The organism is Hymenobacter yonginensis, from assembly GCF_027625995.1.
Taxonomy (GTDB): domain Bacteria; phylum Bacteroidota; class Bacteroidia; order Cytophagales; family Hymenobacteraceae; genus Hymenobacter; species Hymenobacter yonginensis.
The window spans coordinates 4,226,291-4,239,071 of record NZ_CP115396.1; the positions used below are offsets into that span (position 1 = coordinate 4,226,291).

General features: G+C 61.7%; 12 protein-coding genes. 2 read left to right on the plus strand and 10 right to left on the minus strand.

From position 1 onward, the window contains the following. Positions 1-37 precede the first annotated feature (37 nt). From O9Z63_RS18225 to O9Z63_RS18240, 4 genes are all read right to left on the minus strand, one after another. On the minus strand, positions 38-1,360 hold the full coding sequence (locus tag O9Z63_RS18225) for an alginate O-acetyltransferase AlgX-related protein (RefSeq protein ID WP_270126810.1): 1,323 nt from the start codon (positions 1,358-1,360) through the stop codon (positions 38-40). A gap of 3 nt (positions 1,361-1,363) precedes the next feature. Further along, entirely contained in the window at positions 1,364-2,785 is a 1,422-nt protein-coding gene (locus O9Z63_RS18230; protein ID WP_270126811.1) for an MBOAT family O-acyltransferase, read from the minus strand. A 124-nt stretch (positions 2,786-2,909) separates the two neighbouring features. After that, positions 2,910-3,371, minus strand: a complete 462-nt coding sequence (locus O9Z63_RS18235) for a hypothetical protein (RefSeq protein ID WP_270126812.1) — start codon at positions 3,369-3,371, stop codon at positions 2,910-2,912. Between the two features lie 80 nt (positions 3,372-3,451). Then, positions 3,452-4,141: a hypothetical protein gene (locus O9Z63_RS18240; RefSeq protein WP_270126813.1), complete on the minus strand. Its 690-nt coding sequence runs from the start codon at positions 4,139-4,141 to the stop codon at positions 3,452-3,454. Positions 4,142-4,414: 273 nt separating this feature from the next. Here O9Z63_RS18240 and uvrA point away from each other — a divergent pair, with 273 nt between their 5' ends. Continuing rightward, positions 4,415-7,543: an excinuclease ABC subunit UvrA gene (gene uvrA, locus O9Z63_RS18245; RefSeq protein WP_270126814.1), complete on the plus strand. Its 3,129-nt coding sequence runs from the start codon at positions 4,415-4,417 to the stop codon at positions 7,541-7,543. 58 nt (positions 7,544-7,601) lie between these two features. On the opposite strand, the gene O9Z63_RS18250 is transcribed toward uvrA, so the two are convergent. The 4 genes from O9Z63_RS18250 to O9Z63_RS18265 form a co-directional block, all read right to left on the minus strand. Further along, positions 7,602-8,288 (minus strand): TMEM175 family protein, encoded by a 687-nt coding sequence (locus O9Z63_RS18250; protein ID WP_270126815.1) that lies wholly within the window; start codon positions 8,286-8,288, stop codon positions 7,602-7,604. A 211-nt stretch (positions 8,289-8,499) separates the two neighbouring features. Continuing rightward, positions 8,500-8,703: a hypothetical protein gene (locus O9Z63_RS18255; protein WP_270126816.1), complete on the minus strand. Its 204-nt coding sequence runs from the start codon at positions 8,701-8,703 to the stop codon at positions 8,500-8,502. 191 nt (positions 8,704-8,894) lie between these two features. After that, on the minus strand, positions 8,895-9,131 hold the full coding sequence (locus O9Z63_RS18260; RefSeq protein WP_270126817.1) for a hypothetical protein: 237 nt from the start codon (positions 9,129-9,131) through the stop codon (positions 8,895-8,897). A gap of 39 nt (positions 9,132-9,170) precedes the next feature. Next, positions 9,171-9,746 carry a DUF4142 domain-containing protein gene (locus tag O9Z63_RS18265; RefSeq protein ID WP_270126818.1) on the minus strand — a complete coding sequence of 192 codons (576 nt, stop codon included), beginning with the start codon at positions 9,744-9,746 and terminating at the stop codon, positions 9,171-9,173. Positions 9,747-9,960: 214 nt separating this feature from the next. On the opposite strand from O9Z63_RS18265, the gene O9Z63_RS18270 reads away from it, so the two are divergent. After that, positions 9,961-10,815 (plus strand): hypothetical protein, encoded by an 855-nt coding sequence (locus tag O9Z63_RS18270; protein WP_270126819.1) that lies wholly within the window; start codon positions 9,961-9,963, stop codon positions 10,813-10,815. 75 nt (positions 10,816-10,890) lie between these two features. Here O9Z63_RS18270 and O9Z63_RS18275 read toward each other — a convergent pair whose 3' ends face one another. Both O9Z63_RS18275 and queA read right to left on the minus strand, forming a co-directional pair. Continuing rightward, positions 10,891-11,577, minus strand: a complete 687-nt coding sequence (locus tag O9Z63_RS18275) for a 2-C-methyl-D-erythritol 4-phosphate cytidylyltransferase (RefSeq protein ID WP_270126820.1) — start codon at positions 11,575-11,577, stop codon at positions 10,891-10,893. A 125-nt stretch (positions 11,578-11,702) separates the two neighbouring features. Further along, positions 11,703-12,755: a tRNA preQ1(34) S-adenosylmethionine ribosyltransferase-isomerase QueA gene (gene queA, locus O9Z63_RS18280; protein WP_044014836.1), complete on the minus strand. Its 1,053-nt coding sequence runs from the start codon at positions 12,753-12,755 to the stop codon at positions 11,703-11,705. Positions 12,756-12,781: the final 26 nt, after the last annotated feature.

The window sequence follows — 12,781 nt, forward strand, 5'->3', positions numbered from 1 at the left end:
CGGCACGCAACGAACCCGCGGAAAGAAATAAACAGTGTCATGGTCGGATCTGCTCGTAGCGCTGAACGGCCCGCTCGTGTAGCAGCTCGTTGTAGTCGCGGTTGGTGGCGTTAGCTTCCTGCCACAGCGAATCCTGCAGCGCGGTGGACTGCTTCATTTTCTGCTCAATCTGATGGATCTGTGCTGTGTCGGCGGCAGTGAGCGGAAAGAAGATGTTGTAGGCGCTGGCACTGAACCCATTGTCGAAGGTGCCCAGGTTATGCTGGGTGAACATCACCAGAACCACACGCTGTTTCAGAAGCTCGGTTTTGCGGTCCAGTTCGCGCTCTACGGGCGGCCCGCCGGGCTGCGTAGGGTCGCCGGGGCCTACTGCACGGTTGTAGTACCAGAACTGAAATTTCTCGTTGAACAGCTTGGGTAGGAACGGGTAAAATCCAATCAGGCCCCAGCCAAAGCTGTCGGCTATCAGCAGCAGGTTGGGCTTTTGCTGGCCGGCTTTGGGCTCGCTGAATACGATGTTGGGGTAGGCCATCTGAAAGGGCTTCGGCCTTACCAGCAGATTCAGCGCGTCCGCCACATCGGCATCCGTGTCACGGGTGTTGTAGGTGACCTCCCGGCCTTCGCCATGAAAGTCAGGCAGGTCAAGCTGGCCTTTATGCTCGATATAGCGAAACAGCGTATCGGCGGCGCGCGTGATTCCGTAGCCGCTCCAGTGGATGCCACCGCGCGGAAACAGCGGGTAGGCGGCGGTGTCTTTCCACTGCCGGAACACGTGTGCCAGGTCAATCAGGTTGACTCCTTTGATGCGCATTTCCTGGGCGTAGGCCGTGTAGTTGCTGGTGCTGCGCGGCAGGTGTTTGAAACGGTCGGGAAACTGCGTGCTGTAGTAATTGGCTTTGTCCGGGACGATGGCGAATACCAGCAGGATATTCTGCTTGGCCATCGTATCCTGCACGGCCTTGAACCGGCGCACATTGCGCACGATTTCCGCCTGGCCCTTGAAATCCTGCCCCAGATAGGCCCGGATGGCGGTTTCGTCCAGCAGAATGTTGTCGTCGCCGATGAGCACCTTGCTGGCCTTGCCTACGCTGAACAGCGAGTACGCCAGCTGATTGCGCAGCCGAATAAACAGCTCCCGGAAGCCAATTCGGTCTTCCACGTATTTCTCCAGCGCCGACTGATAACTGTTGTCGAGCAAGCCTTCGGTCGTGAAGTCAGGATGCGGGGCCTGCTCCGCGTAGCCATCCAGTTCTGCGGTTTTAAACCAGCCAAACTGCGCTTGTATGGCTGGTAGTATGAGCAGGAGCAGCAGCACACCTAGCAGCAGCTTTTTCAGCCGAGGGGACGAAGAAGCAGCCACAGCCTAAAACCGAAAGTAAATGAACGGATTGAACGAGCTGCCAAGGATGGCGCCTGCGCTCAGCACCAGCAGCACGGCCGTGGCCACGCTCAGGCCCACGGCCCGCGGCAGCGCCAGCCGCTCGCCCGCCAGCAGGCTCACTTCCCAGCGCTCCACCCGCGGCAGCGCCGCCATAAACGAGAAGCCCGCTGCCAGCGCCAGTATCGCCCAGAACTCGGTGGTGAAGTAGGGCAGCGGTGCCAGCCCGCCCCCGAACATGCGCTGCAGATACGCCAGCGCCGCGCCCAGGCTCTCGGCCCGAAACAGCACCCAGCCCACCACCGTCACCAGGAAAGTTGGCACCACGCTCAGCACGCCCAGCCGCTGCGAGACGCGCAGCAGAAACAGCCGGTCCAGCACCAGAAACAGGCCGTGGAAGGCGCCCCACACGATGAAGTTCCAGGCCGCCCCGTGCCAGAAGCCCGAGAGGATGAACACGGTCCACAGGTTCACATACAGCCGGCTCGCACTCACGCGGTTGCCGCCGAGCGGAATGTAGAGGTAGTCGCGCATCCAGCGCCCCAGCGTGATGTGCCAGCGCTGCCAGAACTCGGTGATGGAGCGCGACACGTAGGGGTTGTTGAAGTTCTCGGGAAACTGGAAGCCCATGATCCGGCCTAAGCCGATGGCCATGTCGGAGTAGCCGGAGAAGTCGAAATAGATCTGAAACGTGTAGGCCACGGCCCCCAGCCAGGCCAGCGGGGCCGAGAGCTCGGCCGGGGGCAAAGCGAAGAGGCGGTCGGCCTCGGCCCCGAGCACGTTGGCGATAAGCACTTTCTTGGCCAGGCCGACGCCGAAGCGGAACAGGCCGGCCAGCTTGTGGTCGACCGTGTCGAAGGCGCGACGGTCGGTGAGCTGGCCGGCAATTTCGTGGAAGCGCACGATGGGGCCGGCAATCATCTTAGGAAAGAGCATGATGTAGAGCAGGAAATCCCAGAACGAGCGCAGCGGGCGGTTGACGCCACGGTAGACGTCGATGGTGTAGGTGAGCTTCTCGAAGGTGAAGAAGGAGATGCCAATGGGCAGCACCACTTTCTGCCAGGTGAGGGTCGCGCCGCCGAGGGCAGAGTTGACGGCGCTGGCGTTTTCGAGGAAGAAGTTGGCGTACTTGAAGTAGAACAGCATGGCAACGTTGAGCACTATGCTGATGATGAGGTAAATGCGCTTGTGCCAGGGCACGGCGGCGCGGTCCATGAAGCGGATGAGCACGAAGTTGACGACCACCGAGGCCAGGAACAGGGCCAGGAAGGGCAGGCCACCCCAGGCGTAGAAGCCGAGGCTGGCGAGCAGGGCCACGGCGTTCTTGAGCCGGTGCGGAGCCAGGAAATAGAGCAGCAGGAAGCCCGGCAGAAAGTAAAACAGGAAGAGCGTACTGCTGAAAACCATACGGTGCGGCGTGAACAGGGAAAAGAGCGGCCGAAAATACAGTTTTACCGGATGCCGTAATCCAAAAAAAGCGCCGGCCCCATTGAGGTCGGCGCTTTTCGGTAGTGGTGGGTCGTAGGGGCCGCTAGTGCTTGCCCTTGCCGTGGCCTTTGCCATTCCCGTTGCCGGGGTGGCCGTAGCCGAGCTTCTTGGCCTGGCCGGGCGGCAGACCTTTGCCGTTTTCGAGGCGTTTCACCTGGCCGGGCGGCAGGCTGGCCGGATACTGCTGGCGGTGCCGTCCGATAAGTGTCCAGGGCTGACTTCCTACGTAGTTGATGACTACCGGGTGGAAGCTGCTGGGATTGTACCCACTGAGGCTGCGGACGCGGGTCCAGCGGCCTTCCCGCTGCACCACGTATTGCTGGTCGCGCAGGTCGTAGTAGCCGCCGTACTCGGGCACGTAGTAGTACTGCGTGCCGGCCGGCGCGGCCGGGCCCCAGCTGGGCGGGTTGATGTTGATATTAACCTGGGCCTGCGTGCTATGCGCAACACCTTGCAGCGAAAGAGCCAGTAGGCCCGATAGCGCAAGTTTAGGAAGGAAGTTCATGGGTAGGAGGGAAGCGGTGAAAAAAGGCAAACAGTTGAGGGTATGCCCTTAACGGAGGCAATAAGCGGCAGGTTGGAAAGCTAGAATACCCGGCCGCGGCTGCCCCGGCCGTTGCTGGGAGCCGGCTGGGCGGGCTGCTGTGGCTGGCCGTAGCTACCCCGGTTGTCTTGCTGGTTACGGTCGTCGCTGCGGGTGTTGCGGCCGTCCCGGTCGTTGTAGCCGTTGCGGTAGTCGTCGTTGCGGCGGCTGTAGTAACCTGCGGGGTTTTGCTGCGAGTATTGTGGCCGGCCGGCATGGTAACCGTTGTTGTAGTAGCCGTTGCCAGGATAGCCGTTGCGGTAGCCACCGTAAGGGTTGGCCACGTAGCCACGGCCGGGCCAGCGGCTGCCGTAGTAGCGGCCGGGGCGCACGCCCCACCGGTCGCAGTAGGCGCGGTGGTCGCGCAGGTAGCCCCAGGGCTGCCGGCCCACGTACTGAATCACCACAGGATGGAAGAAGCGCGGGTCGTAGCTGGCGTAGCGCTGGGGCAGCACCGGCGCGCTCACCCACGAGTTGTAGTACGGGTCGAAAAACAGGTAGGAGCGGCTGTAGAGGTCGTAGTAGCCGTCGATTTCCGGGATGTAGTAATACTGCACCTCGGGCCCCACGGCCGGCGCCCAGGCCGGAATGCCGGGGCCGTAGCCATATCCACCCTGCGCGCGGGCCGCTGGGCTGTGCAGCAACAGGCCCAGTCCCAACAGCACCAGGCCCGATTTCAGGAAGCGTTTCATAAAGCAGTGCAAAAAAGGAATGTGCCGGAGCTTACGCAAGAACAACGCCAAATCCGGCCGGGGCGCAACGCCGCCGGCCGGCCGCCCCGGCAACAACTTTAGTGTGCGGCGGGACATTTCAGCAGCCCGCCGTGTTATACACCGTCTACCCCATTCCGACCGGGCGGCCCCTTTCCAGCCAATAGCGCTAAAACTGCTGGCAAATAAACTATTGAGGGTAGCCTGCCGGGCGTGTTTTACGTACTTTTGCAGAATTATTCGCTTCGCTGCTGCATGGCCAAAAAATCAACCGCCGCTTCTGTTTCTTCCCTCGCTGCCCCCAAACCGGCCGCGGCTCCCAAACCTGCCCGTTCGGCCAAGGCGGCGAAACCCACGGCAACTACGGCTGAGCTGAAAGCCAAACCCACCAAGGCCCCCAAAGAAGCTAAAGCGCTCAAGTCAGCCGTTGCCGACAATGCCACTGAGCATAGCACCGCCGCCGTGCAGGCCGTGCCGCGCCAGGAGCAGGTGAGCGAGGCCGTGCTGGAAAACCAGGCCCGCATCCAGGGCCAGCTGCTGGGCCCCGCCGACCTAGAAGCGCCCTATATTGAAGTGTACGGAGCCCGGGAGCACAATCTCAAGAACGTATCCGTGAAGATTCCGCGCGGGAGGCTGGTGGTGTTTACCGGCATTTCGGGCTCGGGCAAGTCGTCGTTGGCGTTTGATACCATCTACGCCGAGGGCCAGCGCCGCTACATGGAAACGTTTTCGGCCTACGCCCGCAGCTTCATGGGCGGGCTGGAGCGGCCCGACGTGGACAAGATTGAGGGTCTGTCGCCGGTTATCAGCATCGAGCAGAAAACCACTTCGCGCAACCCCCGCTCCACCGTCGGCACCATCACCGAGATTTATGACTTCCTGCGCCTGCTCTACGCCCGCACCGCCGAGGCGTTCAGCTACGCCACGGGCCAGAAGATGATCCGGCAGAGCGACGACCAGATCATCAACTACATCCTGAAAGAGTACGACGGCCGCAAAATGGTGGTGCTGGCTCCCGTGGTGAAGGGCCGCAAAGGCCATTACCGCGAGCTGTTCCAGCAGGTGGCTAAGCTGGGCTTCACCAAAGTGCGCGTCGATGGCGAGCTGCTTGACCTCACGCCCAAGATGCAGGTGGACCGCTACAAAATCCACGACATCGAAATCGTCATCGACCGACTGGTGGTGAAGGAGGAAGACCGGTTCCGCCTCTCCGGCTCGGTGCAGAACGCCCTCACCCAAGGCAAAGGCACCATGCTGGTGCTCGACGCCGACAAGAAGAAGGACAACACCCAGTTCTTCTCCCGCTTCCTGATGGACCCGGCCACCGGCATTGCCTATGATGATCCGGCCCCCAACACGTTCAGCTTCAACTCGCCCTACGGCGCCTGCCCCACCTGCAACGGCCTGGGCGAGGTGCAGGAAATCACCGAAGAAACGGTGATGCCCGACAAGAAGCTCAGCATCAGTCGCGGCGGTATTGCGCCCTTGGGCGAGTACCGGGACATCTGGATTTTCCAGCAGCTGGGCCTCATCCTGAAAAAGCACAAAGCCAGCCTCAGCACGCCCATTGAAAAGCTGCCCGCCGACTTGGTGGAGCGGCTGCTCTATGGCGTGCCCGAGGACGAGGACGCCGACCCCAAAAAGGCCAACTATACCGAGCCGTTCGAGGGCATCATCCCGTTTTTGCGCCGCCAGATGGAGTCGGAATCCGACAACATCCGGGAGTGGATTCAGCAGTATACCCAGGCCAAGGAGTGCCCCGAGTGTCACGGCTACCGCCTCAAAAAGGAGTCGTTGCACTTCAAGATTGCCGACCACCACATCGGGCAGCTTTCGGTAATGGACCTGAGCGAGCTGGCCGCGTGGTTTGAGGGCTTGGAAGACCGCCTCTCGGAGCGCCAGAACCTGATTGCGCGGGAGCTGCTGAAGGAAATCCGCAAGCGTATCGGCTTCCTGCTGGAAGTGGGCCTCGACTACCTGAACCTGCACCGCTCGGTGCGCACGCTCTCGGGCGGCGAGTCGCAGCGCATCCGCCTGGCCACCCAGATCGGGACCCAGCTGGTGGGCGTGCTCTACATCATGGACGAACCCAGCATCGGCCTGCACCAGCGCGACAACGAGCGGCTCATCAAGGCCCTGCAGCATCTGCGCGACCTGGGCAACTCGGTGATTGTGGTGGAGCACGACAAGGACATGATCCTGCACGCCGACCACGTGCTCGACATCGGCCCCGGCGCCGGCATCCACGGCGGCCAGATTGTGGCCCAGGGCACGCCTTCCGAAATCTTCACCAGCGGCTCGCTCACCTCGCAGTACCTCAGCGGGCAAAAGCACATCGAGTTGCGCAAGAAAAAGCGGGCCGGTGAAGGCAATGAGCTGGTGCTGCGCGGGGCCAAAGGCCACAACCTGAAAAACGTAACGGCCAAGTTTCCATTGGGCAAGCTCATTGCCGTGACGGGCGTGTCGGGCTCCGGCAAATCCTCGCTCATCCACGACACGCTGTACCCCATCCTCAACCAGCACTTCTTCAACGCCAAGCGCGAGCCGCTGGCGTATGATAAGATTGAGGGGCTGGAGTTCATTGATAAGGTGATTGAGGTTGACCAGTCGCCGATTGGGCGCACGCCGCGCTCCAACCCGGCCACCTACACCGGCGTGTTCACCGAAATCCGCCAGCTGTTTGCCAACCTGCCTGAGGCCAAAATCCGGGGCTACGGGCCGGGCCGCTTCTCCTTCAACGTGAAGGGCGGGCGCTGCGAAACCTGTGAGGGGGCTGGCATGCGCACCATCGAAATGAACTTCCTGCCCGACGTGCACGTGCCCTGCGAAACCTGCAAAGGCCGCCGCTACAACCGCGAAACGCTGGAAGTGCGCTTCAAAGGCAAGAGCATCACCGACGTGCTGGACATGACCGTGGAAAAGGCCGTGGAGTTCTTCGAGTTCCAGCCCCGCATCCTGCGCAAGATTCAGACGTTGAACGAAGTAGGACTGGGCTACCTTACCTTGGGCCAGCAGGCCACCACGCTGTCGGGCGGCGAGGCCCAGCGCGTGAAGCTGGCCACCGAGCTCAGCAAAAAGGACACCGGCAAGACGTTCTACATCCTCGACGAGCCCACCACCGGCCTGCACTTCGAGGACATCAACCACCTTTCCGTAGTCCTGCACAAGCTCGCTGATAAAGGCAACACCGTCCTCATCATCGAGCACAACCTCGACCTGATCAAGGTAGCTGACCATCTCATCGACATCGGGCCGGAAGGCGGCGGGGCGGGCGGCACCATTGTGGCCCAGGGCACGCCCGAGCAGGTGGCCAAGTCCGGCAAAGGCCACACCAGCCGCTTCCTGGCTGAGGAGCTGAAGCTCAGCAAGTACGCCGAGGCGTAGCTACTGCCTACTAAAGAAAACGGCCGGCTCCCGCTTGGGAGCCGGCCGTTTGGCGTTTTCAGGCGTGGTGTGGCCGTGGCGAGTGCGCGGCCTCGTAGGCCTGCATCAGCCGCCGGTAGCGGCGCTGATACAGCATAAACACCGGAAACAGCAGCAGCGGCAGCAGCCGCAACAGCGACGGATGTACCGCCGGCAGCAACGCTACTAGCGCCGAGAAGAGGAACACTGCCGGCGACAACAGCGGCCGCACGGGGTCGAGGTCGGGGTGCTGCTGCTCGTGAGGGGCTACCAGGTGGCTGGCGGGGTTGCGCAGGTAGCGCTGCAGCAGCGTCTGGAGCACGCCCGAAAGCATAATGTTGAGGGCGTACAGCACCCACGGCGTACTCAGCATCCCGTATTCGCTCTGAAAGGCCGTGGTGAAGGGCATGAGCACGATGCTGAGCAGAAACAGCATGTTCAGCCACAGCAGCTTGGGCGTGGTGTGGCGCACAAACCGGAAAATGCGGTGGTGAGCCAGCCAGTACACCGCAATGATGAAGAAGCTCAGGAAGAACCCGATGAACTTGGCCGTCAGGTGCAGCAGCCCGCTCAGGGCCGCGTGTTCCGTGCGCTCGTGCAGTTCCGGCACCTTGATTTCGATGGCCAGCAGCGTAATGGCAATGGCAAACACCGCGTCGGTGAACAGAATCACGCGTTCCAGCTGAAATGCGTCGCGGTTGTGCTGGGCCTTTTCGTTGCCGTCCATGAAAGAGGGTAAAGGGAGGTGAAGAGCAGGCTAAAGTAGCAGATGCCTGTAGCAAATGCACAAAAAAAGCTGCCGGCCCATTGGGTGGCAGCTTCTGATGAGCAGATGCAGTAAGGTCCACTGTCGAAACATCTTCTGTTGCGTTTCGGCAGTATCGGCCGGGAACTGGGACCAGCCAAAGTAGTGGCTTGTGGCGCGTGTGGCGGAGGCCTTAGTTGGGGGCGGCAGCGGTGTCCGGGGCCGGGGCCGTGTCAGGCGGAGCAGTGTTCATGGATGGCTCCGAGGCTACGCCCATCGTGTCGGCGCCGGCCACCGATTCGCCCTTCACCATTTCATCGGCGTGGCGCTCATTGGAGCAGGCGGCGGCGGAGAGCAACACGGCAGCGGCGGCCATATTCAGCAGGATACGTTTCATGGGAAAGGGTTTTGGTTGGGAGCAGGCCAAGCCTGCCTTCCGGTGAAGAAAGTTGCAGTAGCTGTTTGCCGAAGGTAAACGACATGTTTTCAGGCGAGGTTGCTACTGCTCAGCTGGTTGAAAAACAAAGGCCCGGTCTGCCACAACGCAGAACCGGGCCTTCGCAATAGCCTGACGGCCTACAGGCAAGCTTATGGCTTGGGCATGGTGGCCGAGTCGGCGGCCATGGCCGAATCAGCGTTAGCCGTTACGGTAGGTCCGGCATTATTGTCGATTACGGTGGCGTCGGCTTCAACACCCCCATTGGCAGCAGCCTCATCCATGTTCGATACGGCCTCGCCAGCGGTGCCGTCGGTACGTTTTTCGCCACAGCTGCTGAAGGACAGAGCGGCGGCTAACAGGGCAAAAGAAAAAAAGCGCGTTTTCATAAGCAGTTGACTTAGTTAGGAATACAAGGGAAAGGGAATTTATTTAGGGAGCTGGTCGGCCATTTTCTCAGTGGCTTCCAGGTGGTTTTTGAGGGTTGGAAGATGGGAAGCGGCAAAGGTGCGGATGTCGCCGTCGTAGGCGTCGTCGCTCATGTCGTCGAAGTCGTCGATGCTGGCTTTATGCACTTCTTTCAGTAGCTCCACGTATTTGCGGTCGAAGGCCGGGCCGTTGAGGGCTGTCAGCTCGCCTACCTGCTTGGCTTGGTCGGCTCCCAGGCCTTTGGGCAGCACCAGGCCTTTGTTGTTGGCCAGCTGCGTGAGCGCGGCCTGCATCGTGCCATGCTGGCCGGCTATCGTCTGCGCCAGATATTTCACATCGGGCGAAGTGGCTTTGCGTTGGGCAATCTGGCTGATTTCCATGTCCAGCATCGAGCGGCTGGCGGCCGTCACCACAAACTCCGCGTCCTGCTTCTGCCGCTCGGTTACGTTGGCGTCGCCGATGCTTTTTTCGTTCTGGAAGATGACCTCCGCTACGGGGTCTTTCGTGCTTTCGGTGTTGCAGGCACTGAGCGCGAGCAGAACTGCCGCCGCACAGGGCGCAAAGGAAAAACGCATATTATCAGAGGATTGAAGGGCAGGACGGAAGTTTGCTAAGCTATACGGCCGGCTGCGTCCGTGGTTGGGAATGGGCCTGAATGAGGCTGCTGAAAAAAAGTTCCGCAATGCCGTTAAACTATATAGCGCGTTGTGCTTCCAAGCAACGAAACCCCGGGAATTTCACCATACGCCAACGTCTTTACTTCGTCTTCTCCTCAAGCCCTTCGTTCCCATGAAAGCCACTTTCCGTTCTCTCAGCCTGGCTGCCCTCACCGGCGGCGTCCTCCTGCTCGGCACTGCTTCCTGCTCTAAAGATAACGACCCGGCCGCCCCCGAAAGCGTGGTATCGGCCGAAGACTCCGGCGCCGCCGAAGACGAAACCGGCAGCCTCAACGACTTGGTAGAAGCCGCCGCCCCCGCCGATGCCAGCCTGCCAAACGGCGCCGTAGCCGAGCCTGCCGACCTGGCCCGTGTGCTTTCCGGCTGCGCCACCCGCACCTGGGACCCCGCCACCCGCACCCTCACCCTCGACTTCGGCACCACCAACTGCATTAGCCCCAACGGCGTGGCGCACCGCGGCAAAATCGTAGCCGTCTTCGCTGGGCCGTTCCGCCAGCAGGGCTCCACCGTCACCATCACGCTGGTCGACTATTTCCGCAACGACAACCAGCACACCGGCACCCGCGTCATCCGCAACCTCGGCGACGGTTCCTACTCGCTCGACGTGCAGAACGCCAGCGTTATCAAGTCGGATGGCACGCACTCCTGGACTTCGCAGCGCGTCTACACCCGCCTCGCCGGTCAGGCCACCCGCACCATCCTCGACGACCAGTACTCGGTGACGGGCAGCGCCAGCGGCACCAACCGCAACCGCGTGCAGTACTCAGTCACCATCCAGCAGCCGCTACTCAAGGTGTTCACGCCCGGCTGCGCCCGGTTCTTCACGGCCGGCACCGTCAATATCGAGAATTCGCGCGGCAAAAGCCTGCTCCTCAACTACGACCCCACCGGCACCCAGGCCTGCGACAATATTGCGTCCGTGACCTGCAACGGCCGCACGCGCACCATCCGCCTGGGCGGGCGCTAGAATCCGGCTCAAACAACGAAATGGCCGCTCTGCACCTGCAGAGCGGCCATTTCGTTGTAAGCTGAAGTAAGCGTCCTACGCCTGCTGCGTGCGCAGTAGCACCTCGGCCAGCAGCATGTCCTCGGGCGTCGTGATTTTGAGGTTGCGGTAGTCGCCTTCCACGAGTTGGATGGCGTGCAGGTCTTCCACCACGCTGGCGTCGTCGGTGAACGTACTTAGCTCGGGCAGCTGGTAGGCGCGGCGCAGCAGCCCCAGTTCAAAGCACTGCGGCGTCTGCACCAGCCGCAGGCGGGCCCGGTTCAGGGCGTAGGAGCCCTGCTGGCTCAGGTTGCGCACCGAGTCCTTGGGCACTACCGCCGCCACGGCCGCGCCGTGGTTGTAGGCCGCCTCGAAGGTGGCTTCTATCACCCGGTTGGGCGTGAGGGGCCGCACGCCGTCGTGCACGGCCACGGTGCCGGTGGCTTCGTTGTCCAGCAGCGCCAGGCCGCGCTTCACCGACGCCCAGCGCGTAGTGCCGCCGGTGGTCAGCTCGTGCGGCGGCACGTGCGCGTGCTCCGCGCACAGCGCCTGCCAGGTAGCCACCTGCTCGGCGGGCAGCACCACAATCAGCCGGCGCACGCCCAGCGCAGCATGGGCAAAGCGGCGCAGCGTGTGCAGCAGCACCGGCTCGCCCAGCAGCGGCAGAAACTGCTTGGGCTGCTCGGTGCCCATGCGCGAGCCGCTGCCGCCCGCTACCAGAATGGCGAATCTGTCTGTAGACATGAGAAATCAGAAGTTGAAGTTGAGAAGCCAGCCAATGCAAAGGCCCGGCCACCAAAGGTAGCCGGGCCTTGTGGCAAGAAGAAGCGGAGCCTTATTTCGGGCCGCTTACGTCTGCCAGGTGCAGCCTACAGAATCAGCATGGCGTCGCCGTAGCTGAAGAACTTATATTTCTCCTTGATAGCCAGCTTGTACGCCTCAATCAGCAACTCGTGGCCGGCGAAGGCCGAGGCCATCATCATCAGCGTGCTTTCCGGGGTGTGGAAGTTGGTGAGCAGGCAGTTGGCGATTTTGAAATCGTACGGCGGGAAGATGAACCGGTCTGTCCAGCCCTCGTTGGCCTTCAGGCGCAGGTTAGCCGACACCGACGACTCCATGGCGCGCATGGAGGTGGTGCCCACGGCGCACACGCGCTTCTTGGCATCCAGCGCCTTGTTCACCACCACGGCCGTCGAGCCGGGCACGATGAAGTTCTCGGAGTCCATCTTGTGCTTGGTCAGGTCTTCCACGTCTACGGGGCGGAAGGTGCCCAGGCCCACGTGCAGCGTCACGGGTGCTACTTCCACGCCTTTGATTTCCAGGCGCTTCAGTACCTCGCGGGTGAAGTGCAGGCCGGCCGAAGGCGCGGCCACGGCGCCGGTGTTCTTGGCGTAGATGGTCTGGTAGCGCTCCTTATCGGCGGGCTCGGCTTCGCGGGTGATGCTCTCGCGGGGCAGCGGCGTTTCGCCGAGGTTGTGCAGGGCTTTGTAGAACTCCTCGTCGGTGCCATCAAACAGGAACTTGATGGTGCGGCCGCGGGAGGTGGTGTTGTCGATTACTTCGGCTACCACTTCGCCTTCCTCATCGAAGTACAGCTTGTTGCCAACGCGGATTTTGCGGGCCGGGTCTACCAGCACGTCCCAGAGGTGAATTTCCTTGTTCAGCTCGCGCAGCAGGAATACTTCGATCTTGGCGCCGGTCTTCTCCTTGTTGCCGTAGAGCCGGGCCGGGAACACCTTGGTGTCGTTGACCACGAATACGTCGCCTTCGCCGAAATACTCAATGATATCCTTGAACACACGGTGCTCGATCTTGCCCGTGCTGCGGTGCAGCACCATCAGGCGCGATTCGTCACGGTTCTTGGCCGGGTGCTGGGCAAGCAGGGCCTCGGGTAGTTCGAATTTGAATTCGGTGAGCTTCATAGGGTCAGGAAGGGCAATAGCTGGGG

Excerpts from the sequence above, each read along its gene's own strand:
- O9Z63_RS18230 (WP_270126811.1), bottom strand. The coding sequence starts at position 2,785 with ATGGTTTTCAGCAGTACGCTCTTCCTGTTTTACTTTCTGCCGGGCTTC.
- O9Z63_RS18235 (WP_270126812.1), bottom strand. The coding sequence starts at position 3,371 with ATGAACTTCCTTCCTAAACTTGCGCTATCGGGCCTACTGGCTCTTTCG.
- O9Z63_RS18240 (WP_270126813.1), bottom strand. The coding sequence starts at position 4,141 with ATGAAACGCTTCCTGAAATCGGGCCTGGTGCTGTTGGGACTGGGCCTG.
- uvrA (WP_270126814.1), top strand. The coding sequence starts at position 4,415 with ATGGCCAAAAAATCAACCGCCGCTTCTGTTTCTTCCCTCGCTGCCCCC.
- O9Z63_RS18250 (WP_270126815.1), bottom strand. The coding sequence starts at position 8,288 with ATGGACGGCAACGAAAAGGCCCAGCACAACCGCGACGCATTTCAGCTG.
- O9Z63_RS18255 (WP_270126816.1), bottom strand. The coding sequence starts at position 8,703 with ATGAAACGTATCCTGCTGAATATGGCCGCCGCTGCCGTGTTGCTCTCC.
- O9Z63_RS18260 (WP_270126817.1), bottom strand. The coding sequence starts at position 9,131 with ATGAAAACGCGCTTTTTTTCTTTTGCCCTGTTAGCCGCCGCTCTGTCC.
- O9Z63_RS18265 (WP_270126818.1), bottom strand. The coding sequence starts at position 9,746 with ATGCGTTTTTCCTTTGCGCCCTGTGCGGCGGCAGTTCTGCTCGCGCTC.
- O9Z63_RS18270 (WP_270126819.1), top strand. The coding sequence starts at position 9,961 with ATGAAAGCCACTTTCCGTTCTCTCAGCCTGGCTGCCCTCACCGGCGGC.
- O9Z63_RS18275 (WP_270126820.1), bottom strand. The coding sequence starts at position 11,577 with ATGTCTACAGACAGATTCGCCATTCTGGTAGCGGGCGGCAGCGGCTCG.
- queA (WP_044014836.1), bottom strand. The coding sequence starts at position 12,755 with ATGAAGCTCACCGAATTCAAATTCGAACTACCCGAGGCCCTGCTTGCC.